This is a genomic window from Klebsiella sp. 2680, assembly GCF_900198535.1.
In the GTDB taxonomy this organism is placed as follows: domain Bacteria; phylum Pseudomonadota; class Gammaproteobacteria; order Enterobacterales; family Enterobacteriaceae; genus Klebsiella; species Klebsiella indica.
Window position 1 is genome coordinate 706,590 of the sequence record NZ_FZNJ01000001.1, and the last position, 23,177, is coordinate 729,766.

Sequence of the window (23,177 nt, forward strand, 5' to 3'; positions counted from 1 at the left end):
TGATGATTGCGCCAGCAAAAGGAAAAGGCCCGGTAAAGGGTGACGAAGGGTAACAGCGCCAGACCGGAAAGGGCCAGGGACTGAAAGGGCTTTAACTGGTGCAGTCCTGATATTAACAGGCTACGGTAGACTGGTGCAGGTAAACGGTGACATTGAACTGGTGCAGTTATGGCGTATCGGTAAATCGGTTTCTGGTACAGATTATCTGGCAGTTATCGCCTGAAATTATTCGACGTGGAATAATTTTGTACGCTTTCTGATTAGTAACTATAAAATTGAAGTCAAATCCTCTCGATGCAAAAAGCAGATCCGGATTCAATCAGGATCTGCTTTTTCATTTTTAACAAATCATACTGCTACTGGCTCAGGCTGCCTCATGCCGCCGGGCATAAATATAGGGCGCAACGTATCCCTCGCGGCTGACATCCAGATAATCCGACCACCATTGCATCATAGCCTTGCGGGCGTCGAGGTGTTCGGCGCGGTGAATATATGCCGCCCGCACGCTGTTACGCTCCTGATGGCTCATCTGACGCTCCACCGCATCCCGCGACCAGAGTTCAGATTCCACCAGTGCGCTACAGGCCATTGCCCGGACGCCATGCCCGCAGATGTCGGTTTTGGTATCGTAGCCCATCAGACGTAACGCCCGGTTGATGGTGTTTTCACTCATCGGTTTGTAAGGATTGTGATCACCGGGGAACACCAGTTCCAGATGACCGGAGATTTCATTTATCTTCTTCAGAATGGCGATAGCTTGATGAGAAAGCGGCACAATATGCGGGGTACGCATTTTTGCGCCACGACCAGAGAAACGGACTTTCTCTATGGTCTCGCGAGTGGCGGGAATGGTCCAGATTTTGTTTCTGAAATCAATCTCGCTCCAGCGGGCAAAGCGCAGTTCGCTGGAACGGATAAACAGATGCAGGGTCAGCGCTACCGCCAGCCTTGTTAACTGCCGTCCCTGCTGATAGTCACCGATACGTTCCAGCAGCTCGGGCAACCGCTCCAGCGACAGGGCGGGATAGTGATTTTTAACCGGCGGCGCGGTGACGCCTTCCAGATGCATCGCCGGATTGTTTTCAGTCAGTCCCTGCTGTACGGCGTAACGCATGATGTTGCAAAGCTGTTGCCGGGTTCGGGACGCGACTTCCAGAAAGCCTTTATCCTCGATAACTTTCAGTAACGCCGTGAAATGCTGCGTTTTCAGCATTGTGGCAGGCACATGACCAATTGCCGGGAAGATATGATTTTTCATACTGGCGAGGATGCGCTCTGCATAGTCAGCCGACCATTTCTTGTTGGTTTTGTGCCATGCCACCGCAACGGCCTCAAAGCATTTTTCCGGTGACGCGGCGGCTTTTTCAGTTATGCGTTGTTGTGCAGGATTGATATTCTGCGCCAGCAGTTTACGGATACCGTCGCGCTGCCGGCGGGCGTCGGAAAGTGAAACCTGCGGATAGGCACCTAAGGCAATGCGGGATTCTTTTCGGTTGAAGCGATATTTAAGATACCAGAGGCGTGAACCGCCCGGATTGACAAGCAGATACAGACCATGAGAATCGGTCAGTTTAAAGGGTTTATCAGAAGGCTTGATACTACGGATTTTCGCGTCGGACAGGGACATATGGTGGTCACTCCATTATCGAACTGAAATGACCCCAAATCAGACCACCAATTTCGCCGGATGCGCAGGGAGAACCAGATACGCATCGGGAAAAATTTTCACGCTAACTTATTGAAACCTAATCGAATAGGGACTTATAAGCACGCATGAAAACAGGAATATGGCTCCTCTGACTGGACTCGAACCAGTGACATACGGATTAACAGTCCGCCGTTCTACCGACTGAACTACAGAGGAATCGTGTGAACGGGGCGCATATTAACGATGACGCCCCACCTTGTCAAAGGCTGATTTCACATTTCAAACCGTTTGCCGACTTTTTCTCCATATTGGACAAAAAGTCGCATTCGCCACCCGTCAGAACCTGGTTTTACTGCTTTAGGTCGCAGCATCCTCTGTGCGTATCTTGTTTCGCGGATACTTCCACAACCAGCGCCCGCTGACCATCCGACAATAAAACAGTACACCACGCACAGCCCAGTCGAGTACCATCCCCAGCCAGACGCCAATTACCCCCATACCGAGCACAATCCCCAGAGTGTAGCCCGCGACCACGCGACAGCCCCACATGCCCAGCATCGACACCCACATGGTATAACGCACATCACGCGCGCCTTTAAAAGCGCAAGGCAGTGTCCAGGCCATCGCCCAAATTGGCATAAAAAAGGCATTTAGCCATAACAGTTCCTTCACCACGACTTTGACATCATTTTCGCTGGTATAGAACGAGGCTATCAGGCCGGCAAATGGTGCGGTTCCCCAGGCAATGATCGTCAAAACGATTGTTGATAGCCAGAAAACGTGCCATGCCTGACGTTCCGCCTGACCAATTTGCCCTTTACCCAGTCGTTTGCCGGTAATAATTGTCGACGCCGATCCGAGCGCGTTCCCCGGCAGGTTGATCAGCGCCGCCACTGAGAAGGCAATAAAGTTACCCGCAATCACGTTCGTCCCCATTCCGGCAACAAACATCTGCGTCAACAATTTACCGCCATTGAACAAGACAGATTCAATACTGGCGGGAATACCAATCCCCATGACTTCCCAGATAATGGCGAAATTAAACGGCCTGAAATAGCTCTTTAGCGAAATCCGCAACGCCGGGTTAAAACCGATCATTAACACCCAGATGGTTGCCAGTGCGCCAATATAGCGGGCAATCGTTAAGCCAAGTCCTGCCCCGACAAATCCCAATCCAGGCCAGGAAAAAATGCCATAAATAAGAATACTGCTGATAATGATATTCAGAATGTTCATTCCACCATTAATCAACAACGGAATTTTAGTGGTTCCTGCCCCACGCAACGCACCGCTACCAATAAGGGCGATTGCCGCAGCCGGGTAACTTAGAGCCGTCAGTTCCAGATAGGTTAATGCCAGATCTTTTACTTGTGTGGTGGCATCTCCGGCAACAAAATCAATGATCTCTTCACCAAAAGCGTGAATTATTGCCGTCAGAACAACAGAAAACAGCGTCATTATTGCCAGCGACTGTCGGGCTGCCGCCCTTGCCCGACGGCGGTCTCGTTTACCGAGGCTAAAGGCCACCACCACCGTGGTTCCAAGATCGATGGCAGCAAAAAAGGACATGATCACCATGTTGAAGCTATCGGCCAGACCTGCTCCCGCCATTGCCTCCTTCCCCAACCAACTGACCAAAAATGTACTCAATACGCCCATCAGCAACACACAGGCGTTTTCCAGCAAAATAGGGACCGCAAGAGGGCTGATTTCACGCCAGTAGAGGACGCTGTAGCTCTTACGTTTTTTGAACCAGGACGTACGTTCGACGGACTGGCGTAATGTGGAAGTGACGTTCAAGGGAGACCTTAGTGAGAAAAGTTGAAACTACATTTCAAATGATGATAGAGAAAAGGTAATCCTGCAAAGCGTTTTTCCCGATAAATTGTTGGTAATAACGACAAATTGTTGATGGATACGCCAGTCAAACACCGGACGGTGAATTGATGTTTGACAAAAGTTTTTTCGCCGCTAAGATACGACTCCACAACGATTCCTCTGTAGTTCAGTCGGTAGAACGGCGGACTGTTAATCCGTATGTCACTGGTTCGAGTCCAGTCAGAGGAGCCAATTTCCTGTTTTCATGCATCTTTGCGAATCCTTATCTGATGTTGATTCAAGAGGTTAGCGTGAAAAGTCTTTCCGATGCATTTTCAGTTTACCCTCCGCATCGGGAGAATTTGGTGGTCAGATTTGGGGTCAAGTTGGTTCGATGACGGAGTGACCCCCAAATGTCCCTGTCCGACGCGAGAATCCGCAACTTAAAACCATCCGCAAAACCTTTTAAAGTCTCCGATTCCCACGGTCTGTATCTGCTAGTCAAGCCTGGTGGTTCCCGTCTCTGGGATCTCAAGTACCGTATAAACGGCAAAAGACCCGTATTGCGCTGGGTGCCTGGCCTGCCGTCTCCCTTTCTGACGCCCGCCAGCAGCGTGAAGGTATCTGTAAAATGCTGGCGCTGAATATTAATCCCCCCGCAACAGCGCTGCGGGATCCCCATAAATCAGCGCTAATAAACCTGCACCATATTTCGGTAGGTTCTGGTGAGGTGATTAAAAACGGTGCTCAACACCGTTCATTTTAAAAAGTGTCGAAGGACATTGTCGCTAATATCAGATATGAGCTAAAAAGCGGGGTCTTCAATTCATTCCTCGAACCAGGGTTCCATAGGGTCGGGATAATGCTGCCACTTTTGAGGCCCTTCCGCCATTTCAGCATCCGTTAACAGGGCGGAAGCCAGTTTGTTGCGCAGTTCTGATTCATTCATATCCATCCCAATAAAAACGAGTTCCTGACGGGCATCACCAATGCCATCTATCCAGTTAGACATGATAAACTTCAATGACTCAGCGTCCTCTGGCCAACGTTCTTTCGGCACACTTGCCCACCACATTCCCCCCAGTCCCTGCCGAGCGATACCGCCAGCCTGCGACCATGAACCAGCGAATTCCGGACGACTGGCCAGCCAGAAGTAACCTTTTGACCTGATAACTCCATCCAGCTTATTTTCCATCACCTGGCAGAAACGGGCTGGATGAAAAGGTCGGCGGGCGCGAAAGACAAAGCTGGTAATCCCATATTCTTCTGTCTCCGGCGTATGTTCGCCCCGGAGTTCTTTAAGCCAGCCAGGCGCCTGAGCGGCTTGCTCGAAATCAAATAGCCCGGTATTAAGTATATTGCCCAGCGGAACCTGTCCAAACTGTGAAACAACGATTCTTGACCGTGGATTAAGCGAACGTAAAACCGCCATCAGTTTTTCTTTTTGCGCTTCACTGATAAGATCAACTTTATTAAGGACCAGCACATCACAGAATTCAATCTGATCGATCAGCAGGTCAACAACGCGCCTTCCATCACCTTCACCTAACGATTCCCCGCGTGACTGAATGCTGTCTTTCGAACCGTAGTCTTTCAGAAAATTGTACGCATCCACCACGGTAACCATGGTATCAAGGCGAGCCACCGTCGAAAGACTCTCACCGTCATCCCCCGCAAAGGTAAACGTTTCAGCAACAGGAAGGGGCTCAGAAATACCTGTAGACTCAATGACTAGCTGATCAAAACGCCCTTCTTTTGCCAGACGATTAACTTCGAGAAGAAGATCTTCACGCAATGTGCAACAAATGCAACCGTTGCTCATTTCCACTAATTTTTCATCCGTACGGGAGAGTTCCGCACCACCTTCCCTCACCAGGGCTGCATCAATATTTACCTCAGACATATCATTCACAATGACGGCAACGCGACGGCCCTCCCGGTTGTTCAGAATATGGTTAAGCAGGGTCGTTTTCCCTGCTCCCAAAAATCCCGAAAGTACAGTAACCGGCAGGCGTTTATCTCCATGAAAACTTGCACTGACTTCAGACATTACCTTACATCTCCTCAAATATTCGTTGTGTCCGGATTAACCTGAATCGTTGCGCACGATGAGTTCTTCTTCTTTAATGGCGTTATCAAAACAACTCTGCTGACTGGTGCGCCACTCTCTGCAGTCAATAAGGTTTCATCAAGGGTCTGTTGATCCATCCAGGCAAGCATTCACACTTCTCTAATGTCTGTCATATTGCTGTGAAATTGCAGCGATCAATCCATGAGAATCCCCGTAGATTGATGCCAGAATATCTTCAAGTTTAAACACTGCACCTGCTTATGCTTTTCCAGTACGAAAACATGACCCTTCATTTTTATTGTTATGTTATAACATAACAACACTGATTTGCCAGTTCTTCTTTCTTACGCGGTACGCTCAAAACATCAGTAAATTTTCCTCGTTTCAGGACGAGAGAAGATACGGGTCTAACTGCCAGGCAATAAGAAAATGAGGGCCAGGCGGCTATGGACGTATGTTCGTGACGCCGGGCCAGCACTGCCAGCGGCAATGTGGTTCCCCGACTCTCCCACCAGACAGAAGAGGTATCCCCGGCAGCCCCATCTACCGGTTTCACCGCTGGGCTACAGATGGATGCATATGCCGGGGTTAATGAGCTATGCCGCAGTGGCCAGATAACAGAGGCGGCCTGCCGGGCACATGCCCGCCGTGAGATACATGATGCGCACATTCGCGGCCAGTTCCCCCTGACAGAAGAAGTACGGGAATGGAGCGGCGGACTGTACACCATTGAGGCGAATGTAAGAGAAATGCTTATGGAGCAGCGCCTTGCTTAACGTCAGCAGAAAACGAAACCGTAAGAGAGAAAAGACATCTGGATATATAGGGTCAAATCCAGCCTCTCACATAACGGAAAATCGCTGAAAGGCAAGGATGCGGTCAGCATAATGGATGCTCTCAGGTGCTGGATAACCGCGTGCCGGCACGGATTCAGACGGATAACAGCAGCGAGTGTATTCCAATAAGTCTGAGTGGCTGAAACGGGAAAAGCGCACACTGAATGACCAACACAAGGCGCCAGCAACATATCCGGCGCCTTTATTCTTGTCAAAAACAGTGAAATGACGGTGTTTTAATCGCCGCCGCTCAGGAAAGAAGTTCCGCCTCGCCGGACAATCCCTGCAGCGGGATGTGGACAAACACCTCGCCTGGTGTCGTATCGCACCTCATGGCAAGCGTTACAGAGCGGGTTCACCTTCATATGCCCGCCGATACAATTCAATGACTTCCTCTTTGGAGGCTTTACGGGGATTAGTCAACTGGCAAACATCCTTTTTAGCGTTATCGGCCATGATGGCGAAATCTTCCGGCCGCACACCAAGGCTCTTCAAATCACGCGGAATACCCACTTGTTTGCTTAATCGTTGGATAGCCACAATAGCTTTAACCGCGGCCTCATCCGTGGAAATGCCGTTGACATGTTCCCCCATTGCTTCGGCAATATCCCTGAACCGATTGAGATTACTCATTAAATTGAACGACTGTACATAGGGAAGCAATATGGCATTACAAACGCCATGAGGAAGATTATAGAAACCACCGAGCTGGTGCGCCATCGCGTGAACATACCCCAGAGAGGCATTATTAAACGCAATGCCGGCCAGATATTGCGCGTAGGCCATGTTGTCCCTTGCTTTCATATACTCGCCGTTGGCCACCGCTTTAGGGAGATATTGCGTGATCATCCTGATGGCTTTTAATGCCGCCGCATCGGTAAGCGGATTAGCCATAGTCGACACATAAGCTTCAATAGCATGCGTCAGCGCATCCATACCGGTTGCGGCGGTCAGCGAAGGCGGCATTCCTACCATCAGTTCCGGGTCGTTAATGGAAATCTGCGGTGTCACGCGCCAGTCAACAATGGCCATTTTCACTTTGCGCTCAGTGTCGGTGATAATACAAAAACGCGTAATTTCAGAAGCCGTCCCGGCGGTGGTATTGATCGCCATTAGCGGGATCATATCATTGCTGGATTTATCAACACCTTCATAGTCTTTGATATTGCCGCCGTTAGCGGCCACCAGACCGATACCTTTGGCACAGTCGTGAGAAGATCCGCCACCAAGTGAAACAATGGCATTACAGCCGTTCTCCCGATAAGAAATGATACCGGCCTCAACGTTTCTGTCCGTGGGGTTGGGTTCTGCCCCACCAAAAATATGGGTCTCTATACCAGCGTCATGGTAGATCCCCGCAACCCTTTCCGCCATACCGTTTTGCGCGAGGAATTTATCGGTCACAATCAATATCTTTTTAACATTTAGCGTCGCTGCCAATTGGCCAGCTTCTTTTACGCTGCCCTCACCGAAAACGTTTCTCGTGGGTAAAAAATAATATGTAGGCATTTTCCCCTCACCTGATTTAAGTAACGACCTGCTGCACCAGATCATCCTCTTGCCAGCGGTAAGCAATAGCCACTCATAGCACCAGTTATGCCTCTGCTGACTTGCGCGCTTGCAGACACCCGCAATTTGGATGATGTGGAATGGATAATTCTGTACGCTTTCCGATACTTTTTATGTAATCGCAAGACGTCTCTTATGCTACGAGAGGCGATAAGCGGCAGGTGTTAAATATTATGAGTATGGAACAGCCACAGGATTGCTGAATTCGTGTTAAATATTATCGAACATATAGAAAAATATTTGCGTTTTACATCACATTTTTTTTGCTATACATCCTATTTTTTTACAAATCAGATCAACAGTGGCAAAAAGAACCAAAAAAACAGCTTGTTACAGGCAGTGACACGTTAACCATGCACCAGCTATTGTTGACGTTTACTGGATCGCAAGCAACGTGTAATAATACCGTTCAATGAATATTTCATTTCAAAATTATTAATCATCATGATAATTCCCGGTTAATTTCTTTTCCGAATGTTGGTCATAGTTACGAATAACTGACGCAATATACAGGTAGAATTTATTCCAGACCTGTAGCTGCAGCAGAATAACGCGGCGGGATGTCTGACACGCCCTTTTCCAGCAGAGAAGAGCTCCATACCGCCGTATTGAGCGATGGAAAACGCTATTTCAGGGGTGAAAACGGTGCGGGAAGCAATGCCGTTGCCTCTACAGAAACGAAATCTGAAAAGTCAAAACCGGCCATGTCGGCCTGAAAGAGTTCACTTGCCATATAGCGCTCGGTAACGTCACCCGCTGACGCCCCTTCCTCATAGCTCACCAGGGCAATAACCCGTCGCGGATCGTCGGGCGCAGAGAAGACGCCATGAGTGGTAACGCCAAAGTGGTGAAGACTTTCTATATGTTTGAGCCAGATCGTCTGATAAGCCATCGCTGCGGCAGCAGACTTCAAGGTATAAGTACGTATTTCGAATGTGCTCATGCATCGGCTCCTCTATTGGCAGGAACAAGTGCCATCACAAGGCAACTCGGATATTGCCCACCTGTATGGATAATATGCCGCCCTGTATTACGGGTCGGAATGTTAAAACCCCCAGGCATACCGGGCAGCGCGTAACCACCAAGCGGCAGTCCGGCGATCTCCAGCCGTAACGTTTCTCCACAATGGATCTTCAGTGCCGTCGGCCAAATCGCGATATCCACAGGCACAATGTCACCGGGAACAAGGCGTTCCTCACGATCATGGCGGTGATGGGGTTGTAATGGCCCGGAAATCGTCTCATCGAGTGCGCGATGGGAAACACGCAGACGCCCCTCTGGCCCGGCATAGCTCAGCATGGCTGGCAAACGCCCATCCCGTTCCAGATGTCGAATGCCGGTCTGCGCTTCTTCGCCAGGGACGCAGATATGATAGCGCTTATGTCCATCAGCGCTGGTTTTGTAAAGCTGAACGAAGAGATCCATATCATCAGCCCCGTCCGACTCAACCCAGAGACGGAGTCGGGAAGATCCCAGTAACTCCATCTCCTCATCGACCGAAAATTCAAAAACCAGCGACTGCTGAATATCGCTGCTGAGGTAGTCGGCACTTGCCGATTCTGCCGCAGGTGTAGTGGTAAATGTTCTTTGCGCAGCATCGAGGAAGAAAGTTTGCGCGACTGCCCTTTCCGGTGGCCAGGCGGTTTCGATCCGCCCGATTTCATCTGTACCGCCCGGATCGAGAACCGACATCCGCACTTTCGGCGTTTCTTCCCAGCCGTTCTCTTCGCCTTTAAGGAAATGATCGAAAAAATGTGCCAGATCCTCAACATTGCGTGGGTCGTAGAGATCGGGCCATTCCATACTGTTATGAATACGTAACCATTTTTCCTGAGAGGCGATGCCGTTGAAGGCCTCCAGCGTACCGCGCGCATGCAGGGGATTAGTGTAGCTCGCGACAACATAGGCGGGTATATCGATAGCGCTAAGCTGCACGCGTTTGTCTGCCCAGTAATCATTCATCAGCGGATAGCGTTCGATCATCGCCGAGGGGTCTTCCATACGATTGAGTCCGTAAAGCCGGGGGTAGATTTCATCACGCTGAAACAGCGGATCAGGAATGCCGCCTTGCGCGAGATTATCCCTGTACATGTCAATCAATCCTTCCCACGGGGCAATCGCAGTCAGATGTGGTGGCCGGACAGCGGCCGTAAACCATTGCATAATCGCCAGTTGCGAATTACCCGACATACCAACTTTGCCCGTGCACCAGTCCTGTACGGCAATCCATTCAACCATATCGTGAGAGTCGGCCGCACCGGCTGCGCCCCACCACAACATATCACCGCCCGATTGCATGGAGCCTGGCGCATCAGCAATAACGACCGCATAGCCACGGTTTACCCAGAAAGCGGGATCGGGCGCTTCAAAACACTGCAATCCTGACACCGCGTTCGCAGGTACGCCAAATTTGGCTGGGGGCAGATTAACCGTCCACCAGCCTCCTGTCTTACCATACGGAGACCACACCAGAATAGCGGGAACCGGTCTGCTATCAACAGGTCGATAGATGTCGACATAAATATCAGCGCCGCTTGTCAGTTTGACCACCGCATCCCGATCCTGACGAATGGCGCATGGCAACGGCATAGCATCCGGTTGATGAACATACCCTTGCGGCAGGATTCGCGAATCCCGATGCAACGGTTCAGCATGAGAATCGGGCGTTTCCGGCGGATTTGCCGGGCGGTAGATAACATCAAGACCAAAACGATGATCGGGCAATATTGTGCTCATAGAACCATCCTGAAGTGTCTGGTTTTCATCAAGGGCCATTTAATATTATACTGATAATAGACTTTAAGAAAAAAATGTAAAGTTTAAGGGGATCGATGACAACCATAACCACCTCTATTTCGGGATCGACTCAAAGTCTCATCCTCGGCCTGCTGGGACTTTATTTGCTCGAACAACCGGCGCCGATTTTTCTTCCGACCCGCTTTTTTCTTGACGCACTGTCTCCAGCCAAGCTACCGGAAATCACCGTGCGCATGACGCTGACCCGCATGGTCGAACGCGGGCTGTTAAACCGTGTTAAACATGGCCGCACTGCCCATTATTCCCTAACCGACATGTGCAGAATGCAGTTGACCCAGGGACGGGATCGGATCTTCTCGACCACTCCCTTCGGTTGTGGCGAAGACATCTGGACCTTTTTGTTCTTCATGGACGCATCCTACAAGGAGACGTCCCGCTATCAGTTTCACACACGACTTGACTGGGCCGGGTTTAGTAAGATTGATCCTCGTTTATGGCTGGCGCCGGGACGGATTGACGCCGTTCGTTTGCTGACCGATATACTTCCTGTGGAAATACTGGACGATATTCAGTTCTTTCATGGCAAAGCGCCGGATGCCGGCCGCTTTTTCGCGCTGGTCCGGCAGACATGGGACATTGAAAGTATCCGGGCAGCACATCTGGATTTCCAGACACGCTGGGATAAGGCACCGCAGCAAAGCGATACGGCACTATTTCGGCTGATTGAACTGGTCAATGACTGGACGCTACTGCTGCGAAACGATCCAGGTCTGCCTGCGTACCCTACAGGGCCGGACCGGGACTCAGACCGTTCCAGAATAATATTCTGGCAATGTTATTCCCTGCTTCGCCCAGTGGCGGACCGGCAGTTTGCAGCACTTGCCTCCGAATGCAGGGTTGAGTCGGTGATAAGCACGCCTGGCCAGCATGACGGTTAATCAATAAAGGAACTATCGTTACAGAAAAAATAACGGTTGATATTCACCATGACGCGATCATTGTCATTCTGTCAGCTTTAATGCAGCGTTAAAACTCATTAATCAACTGGGAGCCTGTCAATTTGATTTACCAGGCATTCATCAAAAGCAGAGCATACCTTTTCATATAAGTCTGGTGAGAACATTAAATTCTGCCATATATTATTATGGCCAGCATCAGGAATAGTCAGAAGTTTTTTCTGTGAGGTGCGGGAGGCTGAAGAAACTAGTCTTTTCGGTATTTCAGATGGAATTATTGTGTCATTTTCGGCGGCAATAACAAGTAAATTCCCCGTGAATTCAGCGGCTATATCCCAGGCATCCGTCTCTTCCCAATTTCGGAACTGGCGTATGATTGCAGAAAAATCAGGACCAAAATTAACCTTATAAGCAGGCATTGAATAGACACCGGGCACCATGAGGATTAGAGATTGTAGTCGAACCTCTTTACTCAGTTGAAGTGCATTATACGCCCCCATACTTACGCCCATACAGCCTGTCAGCGCCAGCCCCTGATAAGCAATCACCGCCTTTGCTTGCATCGTACGACTAAAAAGAGAGGACTCATGCATGTCACCACCAGTCTCACCATGACCTAAAAAATCAAACACAGTCGTTCCAACGCCTAACTCATCCATAAGAACGCGGTACTTGTAGAAAACCTTTCGATCTTTACCGCCGCCATGAAGCATCAAGATATGTCCATTGCGGCCAAATGTACTTTCAGCATAGATAGTTTCACCATTAAAAGGCACCTGAAAAGACTGGATTAAAATCATAAGAGTAGCATCTTTGAATTAATAGTTTCTTTGTTCTGACAGACCAGGTAGCCCCATGCAATGCCAGGAACCCAAGGCATACAAGCTAGCGGAACTGCGAAGCCGTGACCCTCGCCTTTTAAGGGCGTTAACTCCCGTTACCGTTGCGCGACAAGTTTTCGACGGCGCTTATCCGTTCCACCACTACAGCCTCATGATTCCAGCCTTCAGGAATCGGTGTCGGACGCTCAAACAGGCAGTTGTCCAGCCGCAGCCCGGTCACGCCGCTGGCAAACAGCGCCGGCATACCGCCAGGGTAGCGTTCGACGCCGTAAGGCTCACCCGTTAGCGGATTGAGTAAAAAGGCGTTATCCAGACCGCTACCCGTCGGTTGTGCCGGGTTACAGGGAGGCCGGATATCGTAACTGCCCTGTTGCGCGTTTTCACTAAATCGCTGCTGCAGTTGGATCTCGCTGAAATGAATATCGTCGATTTCCCCTGCCGTTTCTGCATGCAGGTTAATCGCCCCCTGGGCATGTCCGCGCAACGCGCTGAAACGCACCTGGCTTATCGCGCCCGGCGCCACAACGGGGTCGCGACGTCGGCTGGAGATAAAAACAGGGTCGGCGCGTCCCCAGTGACAGGCGTTAACGTAGCGGCAGACAAAAGAGATATTGTGAAAATGCAGGCGCCGGAACCACCCGCCATCGCGGCTGATAATGCCAATCGCCCGGTTGCTGTCGATAATCGTGCAATCGCGCAGGGTGATATCTTCAATATCGTCAACGGTCTCAGTACCAATTTTAAACGCCGAGCTGTAAGAGCGCAGCGTGCAGTTCGTTATGGTGACATGGCGGGTCGGGCCGCGCAGGTTGCCAGGTTTGTTGGTGGTTTTCAGGCAAATGCCATCATCAGCGGCGCTAAACAGCGAATCGCTAATGTGCACAAACTGACAGCTGTCAATATCCAGCGCATCGGTGTTAGCCATGGTCATATCATTGTCAATCGTCAACTGGCTGACTACCACATGCTGGCAGCTGACCAGATGCACAGTCCACATCGGGGCGTTAAACAGGCGTATCCCGCGCAGACAAACATGCTGGCAGGACTCCAGCACGATCATCCTCGGGCGCTCCCTGGCCGGCATCCGGTACCCCTGCTCGTCGCGCACCGGAGAGAACCAGAAATCAGCGTTACCGTTGATCGAACCGGCGCCGCTAAGCGTGATATTGCACTGATCGTAAGCATAAATCAGCCCCCGTTGCGACTGCTCCGCTACCGTCAGCGTTTCCCCGGCCTGATAATCGGCATAATCCGGGCTGGCGATCAGTTCAGCCCCGCGCTGCAGGTACAGATGAAAATGCGAGGGCAGAACCAGCGCCCCCGTCACATAGCGGCCTGCGGGAAGGGTCAGCATCCCGCCTCCTGCTGCGGCAATATGATCTATCGCCTGCTGAATCCATGCCGTGACCGGCGCGTCATCGGGAACATCAGGCCGCTCGCTGAGCGTAATATGCATATTATTTCACCGCCCCTTCAGTAACGCCGCTGATAAATTTACGCTGAAAAATCAGGAAAATGACCACCAGCGGTAAAATAACGATCATCGCGCCCGCCATCAGCACAGGAATGTTAATGGTGTTTTTATTTTGAAAGAACATCATACCAATCGGCAGCGTCCGCAGCTCTTCCTGATTGACCAGAATCAGTGGAATAAGAAATTCGTTCCACGTCCAGATAAACAGCAGCAGCGCCAGCGTTGACAGGGTCGGCCAGATAGCCGGCAGCAAAATTTTCCACAAAATACGCTTACGCGGGGTGTTATCCATAATCGCCGCTTCAATCAGCTCCTTCGGCACCTGCTGCAGCGCCGTCGCCACCATCAGGGTGGTAAACGGGATCGACAGCGCGACCTGCGGTAAAATTAACGCAAGGTAGGTATTGGTCAGCCCCATCCAGCGCAATTCATGATACAGCGGGATAATGAACGACTCGGAGGGCAGGATCATTCCCAGCGCCATGAGTAAGGCAAAGAGCGTTTTCCCGGGGATGCGTAGAAATGCAAAGCCAAAGCCCGAAAGCACGCCGAGCAGGATACTCATTATCACAACCGGGAACACCACCAGCACCGAGTTAACAAAATAAATGCGGAAGTGACCATCTTCCCAGGCGGATACATAATTTTTAAAACTAAACGACTGAGGAAGGCTAAAGACCCCCTGAAACAGCTCCATCTGGGTTTTAAAAGAGGTCAGCAGCGCCATCAGGAAAGGGGCGATAGTCAGTAACGCCAGCAGCCAGAGAAAGGCACGCGAGAAAATGGGCGATCGCTGAGGCATTATTTTTTCTCCCGCATAACGATATGCAATATGCCGTTAATACCGAGCACAATGATCAGGCTGACGATAGCCACCGCCGACGCATAGCCAAAATGGCGTAAATCGAACCCTTGTTGATACATATACATATTTGTCACCAGTGTGGAGGTTCCTGGACCACCCTGGGTCATGACATAAACTAGATCGAACGCTTTCAGGCTGGCGATAATCGTAATAATCAGCGCGATACGAATCTCAGGCAACAGCGCAGGCAAGGTAATGCGGCGGAATTTCTGCCAGTGCGATGAGCCGTCCAGCTCCGCCGCTTCATGAATCGAGGGATCCATACGTTGAATGCCTGCCATGAATAAGATCAGACAAAAGCCAAAGAAGTACCAGACCGCCACCATCCCGGTGGCCGGCAGAGCCCAGTCGAAATCCCCCAGCCAGGCGAGAGCCAGATGGGGTAAACCGACAGCACGCAAAAACTGGTTAATTGGCCCCATCGCGGGGTTATACAACCAGCGCCACACCACCCCAAGCACTGCCATCGGCATGATATAGGGAAGGAAAAAGAGTACGCGGAGTACGGTAAGCTCTTTATTGTTGCGTAACTGGCTCAGAAAACTGCACAGTGCCAGGCCCAGGCTCACGGGCAACAACGTGTAGAACAACATGAAGATGACGTTGTTGCCAACCGCCGTCCAGAATTGACCGTCTTTGAAAATCTGCACGAAATTACTCAACCCGATAAACAGCGGTCGGGTACTGCCATCCCAGTCGGTAAAAGCAATCGCCAGCGAGGCGAGCAGCGGGAAAAGCAGAAAAATGGTATAAACCAGTAATGCCGGCAGAATATAGACCGTATTACTCAAACGTGAGCGATTGAGCATGGCGCAGTTTTCACCTCACCGTAATTAGTGTTTTAATGAAGCCAGATATTTTTGGTAGTCCTGATCGGCATTTTCAGTCAGCTGTTTTGGCGTGATTTTGTCAGCCATCAGCAACTGTACGTTCTGGTTCAGGGTGGTTAACATCGTCGGAGTCGCCCAGTCCAGATAATGCCCTAGCGCATCGTTTTTGTTGACGGTCACCCACGTCTGGTAGACATCGGCAAGCAGCGGATTGTCCTTCGGCAGCGTAGCGCTGGCTGAGGAGGTTGCTGGCAGAAAACCGGCTTTCAGCCACTCATTGGCGACGCTATCGGAAACAATATAATCAATGTATTGTGCAGCAGCCGCTTTTTGCTCCGCGGTTTTTGCCGTACTGGTGATGGAGAATGGCAGGTCGGTCCCGCCGACCATCAGCGGTTTATTGACCCCCGGCACCGTCGGCAGCGCGGCAAAATGGATATCTTTATTGGCCTTAAATTGCCCCATATACCAGGTCCCGCTGATAAAGAAGGCGGCCTGGCCACTCTGGAACAGCGTCGCCGCATCGTCATGACCAATCCCCTGGAACCCCTGGAAGAAATACCCCTTATGGTTCCACTCCTGCATCATTCCCGCCGCCTTAGCCAGCGCCGGATCTTTAAAGCTACCACCGACATCATAGATAAGCTTATCCAGAGCCTGACGTTTACTGCTATCGATCTGCACCTCCCATAAGGTGCTGAGCATCTGCTGCCCGGCGTTACCATCGAGTAATCCCAGCATCAGCCCAGGCGTGCCGGCCTGCTTCAGTTTTTCCAGCGCCTGATTAAATTCAGCCATGGTCTTCGGCACCGGGATCCCAGCTTTATCCAGCAAGGCTTTGTTGTAATACAGCCCCACCATCTCCCCCAGACTCGCGACGCCGTAAAGATGGCCGCTGCCAAAGTCCTGTTTCTCCGACCAGCGGTTACGTTTGAGAATGGAATCAGGAAAACGCGTGGTCCACTGGTACTTGGTCGCATACTCATCAAGCGGAGCCAGCAGGTGCTCTTTCACCAGCGCGCCCATATCGCCACCGCCCTGATTGACTTGCGCCACCTGCGGCCCGTCGCCGGAGGAGAGCGCCAGTTTTAGCGGGATGCGGGTATCTTCAAACGCATGTACGGAACGATCGATCTGAATACCGGGATGGGCAGCGGTGAACGTTTTAATCGCATTATCAATGACCGCGCTCTGTTCAGGATAGTTATAAATATCCCACGCAGAGAGCGTCACCGTCGCGGCGATAGCCGGGGACGAGAGCGCAGCGAAAACCAGCGTCGCGAGCGCGGTAATACCTGTCATACGGGAACGGCAAACCTTATATGAATCACACATAGGACTGGACTCTCATGGACACAAACAGGACAAACCTCCCTGCGAATCTGCCTTGAGTACTTCCCGCACTCGGCAACTGGCGATGCACAATTCAACATCACGAATACACTTACTTTATATAAAAAACAAAGTCAAACTCCATTTGCCACGGTTAGATCGCGGTCATAATCTGGTGAAGCCGTACCTTATCCGCTGATAATCAGAATAATAAACTGGTTAAAATTACGTCTTACCATTCCTGATAATCATAGTTGATTGAATAGTGGTTTTTCATGCTACACAAAATAATATTCATTAATCTCAAATAGATGGCATATGAAAATCGTATACTCACTCTCGGATAATGTTCCTGCAAACGGCAGCGGCAGTGGGAAAAGCAATAAATTCAGACAGATTTTACCCCGATCACAATTCGCGTCATAAGTGCGACTTCTCGCTGGTGAAACGGAAAAAATGTTCTACGGTCATTTAACGTCAAATGCCTAATTATTATTTCTTGAAAAAAAAGTGCGCTTTAATTAAGTTGGCGTAAATCTGTTCAACAATGAGCGAGCATCCATGAAGCCAGATCTGCGTGGCGTTATTCGCCCGGTGCGACCCGAAGATCGCGAAGCCCTGAGCCTTATTTGCCTGGAAACGGCCAATGCGGGTAAAAATGCCACCGGTTTATACAGCGACCCAGACTATCCCGGCCTGCTATATGTTGTGCCCTACGCCTTATACGAGCCTGATTTTGCGTTTGTCCTCGAACTGGACGGCGCGGTGGTGGGATATGTCGTGGCAGCACCGGATACGGAGGCGTTCGAAAACAAGCTGGCCAGCGAATGGTGGCCGGTGCTGCAAAAAAAATATGCTCAGCGGGAACCTCTGGCGGATCTGGATATGAAAGTCCTCGGACAGATTCGTCATCCTGCCCGCGCAAGCGAGGAACTTTCGCAATCCTGGCCCGCGCATCTGCATATAAACCTGCTGCCCGTCGCCCAGTCTGGCGGATGGGGACGGCGGCTGATTGCGCATCAGCTCGCCGCGCTGCGCGCGCGAGGAGTTAGCGGCGTTCACCTCGGCGTGAGTTTGCAAAATGAGACGGTGTGCGCGTTTTACGAAAAAATGGGCTTCCGGCATATTTTCCGCCGCAATGCCATCTATATGGGGCAGTTGCTGTAGTTGAGGGGGAAGCGAAATGACCAATCTGGTTCTGAGTAATGTAAAAAAACGCTGGGATCAGTTGACCGTGATCCACGGTCTTGATCTGACCATCAATAGCGGTGAATTTGTGGTCTTCGTTGGGCCTTCAGGGTGCGGTAAATCAACCCTTTTACGCATGATTGCCGGTCTGGAAGAGATTAGTGAGGGGCAATTGCTCATCGCCGGTGCCGACATGACCAGACAGCCGGCATCTGAACGCGGTATCGCGATGGTCTTCCAGTCATACGCTCTGTATCCCAATATGAGCGTGCGCGATAACCTGGCCTACCCGCTGATGATGGCCAGGCGGCCCAGGGAGGAAATCAACCAAAAAGTGGATGACATCGCACAAAAATTACACCTGAAGGAATATCTCTCCCGTCTGCCGCGCGCGCTTTCCGGTGGCCAGCGTCAACGTGTGGCTATCGGGCGCGCTATCATCCGTCAGCCTAATATATTTCTGTTCGACGAACCGCTTTCCAACCTTGATGCCGAGCTGCGTCTTAAGATGCGCATTGAGATTGCCCGTTTACATGAAACACTCGGCAGCACAATGATTTATGTCACCCACGATCAGTTGGAAGCGATGACGCTGGCGGATAAAATTGTGGTGTTACGTCAGGGGCGTATTGAACAGACCGGCTCGCCGCTGGCGATTTATCACGATCCGGATAACATGTTTGTCGCCGGCTTTATCGGCTCGCCTAAAATGAACTTTCTACCGGCGACGGTGAGAGCGGCCCGCGAAGGCGAAGTGCAACTGGAAATTCCGGCACTGAATATGGCGGCATTAGTCTGCCCACTTGGCTCTCAGCCAGCGGAAGGAAGTACGCTATGGGTAGGTATTCGCCCTGAACACGTTCTGCCAGGCCATCTACTGGAGCCACAGAACCGTTTTCACGCACAGGTCTCTTTTATCGAGAAACTGGGCCACACTAACTATATTTATCTGGATATTGGCCGCGAGGAGATGTTGGTCGTCGAACAGCGCCATGGCGAAAATATCGAAACCAGCCAGACGGTGGAGCTAGGGATCCCGCCAGCGCAGGTCCGTATTTTTGATCAGCAGGGCATCCGTATTCGCTAACGCAAAATGCGCCCGTAACGGGCGCATCAGATTGCTGACAAAGTGCGTTTTTCCGGAATTGCCCGGCGGCGCTTCGCTTGCGCGGGCCTACGAAAAATCCATAACATGATGATATTATTGGTTTTACATGCCAGGTAAGGCGATAGCAGCCACCCGGCAGAAATGCGAGCACAATATCTAAATCTAAATCAGGTTTGTCATCAGCCTCATGCGCCCGTAACGGGCGCATCTATTTTATATCAATTAATCAGCCCCGTTTTCGGCTGTTCTGTTCGTTATCATTTTCCTCTTCCATTGACAGCAAATCAATCAGACGATCGACGGCCAGCCCCGCTGCGCCCTGCGCCCACATACGGCTGGAATCGGTTAAAAACTGCAGCGGCGTCAGTTGGGGGGAGAGTTTAAGTCGGTAGGTCTGAAAAACCTGTGTAACTTCATCCAGCAGTATACGCGACGCCATATGCGGCTCCATCGCCAGATAAACGACATCGGGATCAAAGGCGGCGGCCAGATTAGCGAGGGAAACGCCAAGATGCTGCGCGGCATTTTTCAGCACCGCGAGCGTTTCTGGCGATGGACGCTCATCCAGTGCCAGCAGCGTCTTCGCAGCGGTCTGGCCTTTCAGCGCGCGTAAGATAGCTTTCGACGAGGCCACGCTTTCCAGGGTCTCTCCGGAACCGTCGCTCAGCAATACGTTGCCAATCTCTCCGGCAGTACCGTGGCGCCCTCTATACAGCTGCCGATCGAGGATAATACCTGCACCGATGCCTTTACCATAGGTGGCCACGACCGCCGATTTCGCCTGCCCCAGTTGACCGAAAACCTGTGTCGCCAGCGCCAGCGCGTTAGCGTCATTTTCGATAAACACGGGAATTTGAAAACGCGCGGATAACTGCTGTACGACAGGTACATTATCCCAGTTCAGCACGGTAGAACGAATGCAGTAGCCGCTTTGCGGATCCACCAGGCCGGACAGCGCGAGGCCAATCGCCCCGACATGACGGTCGCCCGGCGTTTTCAGGAATTTGGCCAGCGACTGCACCAGCTGCTGTGGCGTCAATTCTCCGGCCGGCATTTGCTGCTCGCCCACCAGGTTGCCCGCCAGATCGGTCATTACGATCAGGTTGCGTTCCGCATTCAGTTGCACGCCAATCACATTGGCATAATCGGGATTCAGCCCGAGCAGCGTTTTCGGCCGCCCCATCGATTCGCGACGCAACCCAAGTTCCTGAATAATCCCTTTCGTTAACAGCCTGTTAGTTGCCTGGGATACCGTAGACATACTTAATCCGCTGCGAACTTTCAGGTCTGACTGGCTCACTGGCGATAATTCAACAATCAGCCGGAGGATGCGGGTGGTTATGGAAGGCGCATTTATCATGACAGTTTTAACCAAAAAAAGACCGACGCAGCCCCATGCTCCACCGGACAGAATGACTAATAATTACGGGCCAGGGCCCATTGCAACGCTCCCGCCAGCGCATTTTGCGCCGGCGGGACAATCTGCCGCTGCACCTCTGGCGCAAGCCAGGGTAATAACGGTTCCGCCAGGCCACCCATCAATGCCACAGGATAATCCCCCTGATGAGTCAGATGGTTAATCAACAGTGTCGTCTCATCGGCACGCGCTTTGACCAGTGCGACACCATTGGAGTCGTTTTCAGCAGCGTGGGCGAAGATTAGCGGCGAGAACTGCCCCCACTGCGCCGGCGACGCACTCGCCGACCAGCTCAGCAATGATTGCGGAGAATGGTCAAACTGCGCCATCAGTGCGTGGGTAAGCGGCGTCATGGGTTGTAGCCCTTCATGCGCCTGCAGCGCCAGACGCAACGCCTGGTGGCCCAGCAGCGAGCCGGAACCGTGGTCAGACAGCAGCAGCCCCCATCCCCCGACGCAGTGAAACCCTGAGCCATCCCAGACCGCCCCCTGGCTCCCGGTACCGATGATCAACACCGCGCCAGGCTGGCCGGAATGGGCCCCCAGACAGGCGGTTTCCACGTCGGAGAAAACGTGCCAGCCGCCAAAATCGTGGGGCCATAACTGCGCCCGCTGCCGCGCAGAAAGCACATTCGCGCCGGCGAGCCCGAGGATCGCCGTGATGGCGGAATAGTGCTCTTTCCCCAGCCCCGCCAGCCGCAGAGTCTCGGCGATCAGTTGCGTCGCCTGCGTCATCGCGCCGGTAAAATCACTCCAGATGTTCGCGGAACCGCCGGTCAGACTTGCCAGGGTCTGGCCCTCTTTATTGATTAATTGCGTACGGCATTGCGTGCCGCCGCCGTCAACGCTGATGAAGTACTCAGAACGCAAGGCTGTCCTCCCGGTCGTGGGTCATCATACCCGTCGTCATACTTCAAATTGCAGGTGCGTTAGCTGTATGAGCCGGCATGCGGCCTTACCCCGGGGCTGGCGCAAGCGCTGTTCAATCACGCCCCGGGGGCAGTTGCCCTGCAACTCGAATGATTGGGGTGTTACCGTCAAATCCCGCTCTAATTCTGAGCGAAAAGATAGGGTAAAAAAACTTAAATCGCAATAACAAATAAATATGGAAAAGATTTAAAACTTAAAACCAATAAAATCAATAAATTAAAAGTTATTAATTTTTTTACCAACTTTTAATATTGACTTTAGTTTTTTTGGCGTAATAAGTTGATGGTGTTAAATTGAACAATGCGCCGTGGGATATCGTTAACCCACTCGCTTTTTCATCGGGCATATTTCTTAAGCAGGCAGGGTTGAACATGAAAGTAGGCATTGTTGGGTTAGGGTTCCGTATGTCCCACGTCGTGAAAGAGTTTAAGAAATCCGATCCGGATTTCACTATTGTGGGGTATGTCGATCCTGCGCCGGCAGGTTTGCCGAACCTAAGCACATTTGGTATTAAGCCGGGCAAAGCCTTTTCTTCACTGGAACAGATGCTGGCAAGCGGCGGCTTTGATTTGCTGATGATCGGTTCGCCGAATTTTATGCACCTACAACATATTGAGGCCGGCCTGCAGGCGGGTTACACCATCTTCACCGAAAAACCGGTGGTGATTGATGAAGCCCAGAGCATGGCGCTGGCACGGTTGATCGCGCGCTACGGCGAAGATAAAGTGATTGTCGGCCTGGTGTTGCGCTATTCACCGCTCTATCAGGATCTGGTCGCCGCAAAATCCAGCGGCCAGTTGGGAGAAATCACGTCTATTGAAGCGACTGAACATATCCCCCCTTATCATGGCGCGTTTTTCATGCGCGACTGGCGGCGCCTGGAGCGTTACGCCGGGCCTTATATTCTGGAAAAATGTTGCCATGATATCGATCTCTATCAGGGGCTGGTCGGCGAGCGTCCACGCCGTGTCGCCAGCTTCGGCGGCAAGAAGTCATTCACCCCGGCCCACACGCCTGACGGTGAGATCACGGCGCAATCGCCGGTTTATCATGAGAAGCCCAGCGGCTGGTCCAGTACCGACCACGTCTTTGACAGCGATGCGGATATTGTCGATTATCAGACGGCCATCGTGGAATATGCCAACGGCGGAACGATGGCGTTTCATGCCAATCTCAACGTACCTGACGAATTTCGCCGCTTTTGCGTGATCGGCACCGATGGCCAGGCAGAAGGGGATTTTGTGCGTAACTACTTCCGGGTTCACGACGCGCGTACGCGTGCCCGGCTTGAAGATAAAACCTATGCCGGAAATGCCTACGATGGCCACTATGGCGCGGATGCTTTGATGGCGGAAGAGATCGTCAAACATCTGAAGCAGGGCACTCCGCTGAAGGTTTCCGTCATTGATGCGCTGGAGGCCGGTCTGACCGCGATTAAAATCGATGAAGCCCGGAAAACCCATAGCGTTATCGATATGAGCAACTGCTGGGCAGAGTTCGATAAAGCACTCGGACGATAGTTATTTGTTCGATCTGA

General features: G+C 51.5%; 18 protein-coding genes, 2 tRNA genes and 2 pseudogenes. 7 read left to right on the forward strand and 15 right to left on the reverse strand.

From position 1 onward, the window contains the following. Nucleotides 1-364: 364 nt before the first annotated feature. The 4 genes from FN037_RS03495 to FN037_RS24740 form a co-directional block, all read right to left on the reverse strand. Nucleotides 365-1,627: a tyrosine-type recombinase/integrase gene (locus FN037_RS03495; RefSeq protein ID WP_142501550.1), complete on the reverse strand. Its 1,263-nt coding sequence runs from the start codon at nucleotides 1,625-1,627 to the stop codon at nucleotides 365-367. Between the two features lie 161 nt (nucleotides 1,628-1,788). After that, nucleotides 1,789-1,864, reverse strand: a tRNA-Asn gene (locus tag FN037_RS03500). A gap of 141 nt (nucleotides 1,865-2,005) precedes the next feature. Further along, the gene (locus FN037_RS03505; RefSeq protein WP_138363240.1) at nucleotides 2,006-3,448 is read right to left on the reverse strand and encodes an EmmdR/YeeO family multidrug/toxin efflux MATE transporter; all 1,443 of its coding nucleotides are present in this window, start codon (nucleotides 3,446-3,448) and stop codon (nucleotides 2,006-2,008) included. 8 nt (nucleotides 3,449-3,456) lie between these two features. Beyond that, nucleotides 3,457-3,636: a DUF5951 family protein gene (locus tag FN037_RS24740; protein WP_221887618.1), complete on the reverse strand. Its 180-nt coding sequence runs from the start codon at nucleotides 3,634-3,636 to the stop codon at nucleotides 3,457-3,459. Between the two features lie 6 nt (nucleotides 3,637-3,642). On the opposite strand from FN037_RS24740, the gene FN037_RS03510 reads away from it, so the two are divergent. Together FN037_RS03510 and FN037_RS03515 are read left to right on the forward strand one after the other, a co-directional pair. Beyond that, nucleotides 3,643-3,718: transfer RNA gene (locus FN037_RS03510), tRNA-Asn, on the forward strand. Between the two features lie 161 nt (nucleotides 3,719-3,879). Continuing rightward, a pseudogene (locus FN037_RS03515) lies at nucleotides 3,880-4,121 on the forward strand (Arm DNA-binding domain-containing protein); the annotation flags it as partial. Between the two features lie 171 nt (nucleotides 4,122-4,292). On the opposite strand, the gene zigA reads toward FN037_RS03515, so the two are convergent. Then, a complete protein-coding gene (gene zigA / locus FN037_RS03520) occupies nucleotides 4,293-5,516 on the reverse strand; it encodes a zinc metallochaperone GTPase ZigA (RefSeq protein ID WP_138363241.1) in 1,224 nt (407 codons plus the stop codon). Nucleotides 5,517-5,948: 432 nt separating this feature from the next. Between zigA and FN037_RS24510 the strand changes: the two are divergent. Further along, a pseudogene (locus FN037_RS24510) lies at nucleotides 5,949-6,310 on the forward strand (transposase); the annotation flags it as partial. A gap of 405 nt (nucleotides 6,311-6,715) precedes the next feature. On the opposite strand, the gene FN037_RS03535 reads toward FN037_RS24510, so the two are convergent. The 3 genes from FN037_RS03535 to FN037_RS03545 form a co-directional block, all read right to left on the reverse strand. Continuing rightward, nucleotides 6,716-7,882, reverse strand: a complete 1,167-nt coding sequence (locus FN037_RS03535) for an iron-containing alcohol dehydrogenase (RefSeq protein ID WP_142501872.1) — start codon at nucleotides 7,880-7,882, stop codon at nucleotides 6,716-6,718. A gap of 685 nt (nucleotides 7,883-8,567) precedes the next feature. Then, complete coding sequence (locus FN037_RS03540) at nucleotides 8,568-8,885, reverse strand: NIPSNAP family protein (protein WP_138360528.1); 318 nt, start codon at nucleotides 8,883-8,885, stop codon at nucleotides 8,568-8,570. Then, nucleotides 8,882-10,678: a CocE/NonD family hydrolase gene (locus FN037_RS03545; protein WP_185929217.1), complete on the reverse strand. Its 1,797-nt coding sequence runs from the start codon at nucleotides 10,676-10,678 to the stop codon at nucleotides 8,882-8,884. The genes FN037_RS03540 and FN037_RS03545 overlap by 4 nt, the downstream gene beginning before the upstream one ends. 95 nt (nucleotides 10,679-10,773) lie before the next feature. On the opposite strand from FN037_RS03545, the gene FN037_RS03550 reads away from it, so the two are divergent. After that, entirely contained in the window at nucleotides 10,774-11,637 is an 864-nt protein-coding gene (locus FN037_RS03550) for a PaaX family transcriptional regulator C-terminal domain-containing protein (protein ID WP_138360526.1), read from the forward strand. Nucleotides 11,638-11,735: 98 nt separating this feature from the next. On the opposite strand, the gene FN037_RS03555 is transcribed toward FN037_RS03550, so the two are convergent. The 5 genes from FN037_RS03555 to FN037_RS03575 all read right to left on the reverse strand — a co-directional run bounded on the left by FN037_RS03555 (nucleotide 11,736) and on the right by FN037_RS03575 (nucleotide 16,968). Continuing rightward, nucleotides 11,736-12,455 (reverse strand): alpha/beta fold hydrolase, encoded by a 720-nt coding sequence (locus tag FN037_RS03555; protein WP_138360525.1) that lies wholly within the window; start codon nucleotides 12,453-12,455, stop codon nucleotides 11,736-11,738. A gap of 127 nt (nucleotides 12,456-12,582) precedes the next feature. After that, complete coding sequence (locus FN037_RS03560; RefSeq protein ID WP_142501553.1) at nucleotides 12,583-13,953, reverse strand: glycoside hydrolase family 28 protein; 1,371 nt, start codon at nucleotides 13,951-13,953, stop codon at nucleotides 12,583-12,585. 1 nt (nucleotide 13,954) lies between these two features. Further along, on the reverse strand, nucleotides 13,955-14,773 hold the full coding sequence (locus FN037_RS03565; protein WP_138360523.1) for a carbohydrate ABC transporter permease: 819 nt from the start codon (nucleotides 14,771-14,773) through the stop codon (nucleotides 13,955-13,957). Continuing rightward, nucleotides 14,773-15,645: a carbohydrate ABC transporter permease gene (locus FN037_RS03570; RefSeq protein ID WP_142501554.1), complete on the reverse strand. Its 873-nt coding sequence runs from the start codon at nucleotides 15,643-15,645 to the stop codon at nucleotides 14,773-14,775. The genes FN037_RS03565 and FN037_RS03570 overlap by 1 nt, the downstream gene beginning before the upstream one ends. A gap of 24 nt (nucleotides 15,646-15,669) precedes the next feature. Next, complete coding sequence (locus tag FN037_RS03575; RefSeq protein ID WP_241675622.1) at nucleotides 15,670-16,968, reverse strand: extracellular solute-binding protein; 1,299 nt, start codon at nucleotides 16,966-16,968, stop codon at nucleotides 15,670-15,672. Nucleotides 16,969-17,559: 591 nt separating this feature from the next. Between FN037_RS03575 and FN037_RS03580 the strand changes: the two genes are divergently transcribed. Beyond that, a complete protein-coding gene (locus FN037_RS03580) occupies nucleotides 17,560-18,165 on the forward strand; it encodes a GNAT family N-acetyltransferase (protein ID WP_138360520.1) in 606 nt (201 codons plus the stop codon). 16 nt (nucleotides 18,166-18,181) lie between these two features. Then, nucleotides 18,182-19,273, forward strand: a complete 1,092-nt coding sequence (locus FN037_RS03585; RefSeq protein WP_142501555.1) for an ABC transporter ATP-binding protein — start codon at nucleotides 18,182-18,184, stop codon at nucleotides 19,271-19,273. Between the two features lie 247 nt (nucleotides 19,274-19,520). On the opposite strand, the gene FN037_RS03590 is transcribed toward FN037_RS03585, so the two are convergent. Both FN037_RS03590 and FN037_RS03595 read right to left on the reverse strand, forming a co-directional pair. Then, entirely contained in the window at nucleotides 19,521-20,651 is a 1,131-nt protein-coding gene (locus FN037_RS03590; RefSeq protein ID WP_142501873.1) for an ROK family transcriptional regulator, read from the reverse strand. Between the two features lie 59 nt (nucleotides 20,652-20,710). Then, a complete protein-coding gene (locus FN037_RS03595) occupies nucleotides 20,711-21,580 on the reverse strand; it encodes a BadF/BadG/BcrA/BcrD ATPase family protein (RefSeq protein ID WP_142501556.1) in 870 nt (289 codons plus the stop codon). Between the two features lie 431 nt (nucleotides 21,581-22,011). On the opposite strand from FN037_RS03595, the gene FN037_RS03600 reads away from it, so the two are divergent. Next, on the forward strand, nucleotides 22,012-23,160 hold the full coding sequence (locus FN037_RS03600; protein ID WP_142501557.1) for a Gfo/Idh/MocA family protein: 1,149 nt from the start codon (nucleotides 22,012-22,014) through the stop codon (nucleotides 23,158-23,160). The last annotated feature ends 17 nt before the right edge of the window (nucleotides 23,161-23,177 follow it).

Bases quoted from the DNA above. Each gene is read 5' to 3' on its own strand.
- FN037_RS03495 (WP_142501550.1), bottom strand. From the start codon at position 1,627: ATGTCCCTGTCCGACGCGAAAATCCGTAGTATCAAGCCTTCTGATAAA.
- zigA (WP_138363241.1), bottom strand. From the start codon at position 5,516: ATGTCTGAAGTCAGTGCAAGTTTTCATGGAGATAAACGCCTGCCGGTT.
- FN037_RS03535 (WP_142501872.1), bottom strand. From the start codon at position 7,882: ATGCCTACATATTATTTTTTACCCACGAGAAACGTTTTCGGTGAGGGC.
- FN037_RS03540 (WP_138360528.1), bottom strand. From the start codon at position 8,885: ATGAGCACATTCGAAATACGTACTTATACCTTGAAGTCTGCTGCCGCA.
- FN037_RS03545 (WP_185929217.1), bottom strand. From the start codon at position 10,678: ATGAGCACAATATTGCCCGATCATCGTTTTGGTCTTGATGTTATCTAC.
- FN037_RS03550 (WP_138360526.1), top strand. From the start codon at position 10,774: ATGACAACCATAACCACCTCTATTTCGGGATCGACTCAAAGTCTCATC.
- FN037_RS03555 (WP_138360525.1), bottom strand. From the start codon at position 12,455: ATGATTTTAATCCAGTCTTTTCAGGTGCCTTTTAATGGTGAAACTATC.
- FN037_RS03560 (WP_142501553.1), bottom strand. From the start codon at position 13,953: ATGCATATTACGCTCAGCGAGCGGCCTGATGTTCCCGATGACGCGCCG.
- FN037_RS03565 (WP_138360523.1), bottom strand. From the start codon at position 14,773: ATGCCTCAGCGATCGCCCATTTTCTCGCGTGCCTTTCTCTGGCTGCTG.
- FN037_RS03570 (WP_142501554.1), bottom strand. From the start codon at position 15,645: ATGCTCAATCGCTCACGTTTGAGTAATACGGTCTATATTCTGCCGGCA.
- FN037_RS03575 (WP_241675622.1), bottom strand. From the start codon at position 16,968: ATGACAGGTATTACCGCGCTCGCGACGCTGGTTTTCGCTGCGCTCTCG.
- FN037_RS03580 (WP_138360520.1), top strand. From the start codon at position 17,560: ATGAAGCCAGATCTGCGTGGCGTTATTCGCCCGGTGCGACCCGAAGAT.
- FN037_RS03585 (WP_142501555.1), top strand. From the start codon at position 18,182: ATGACCAATCTGGTTCTGAGTAATGTAAAAAAACGCTGGGATCAGTTG.
- FN037_RS03600 (WP_142501557.1), top strand. From the start codon at position 22,012: ATGAAAGTAGGCATTGTTGGGTTAGGGTTCCGTATGTCCCACGTCGTG.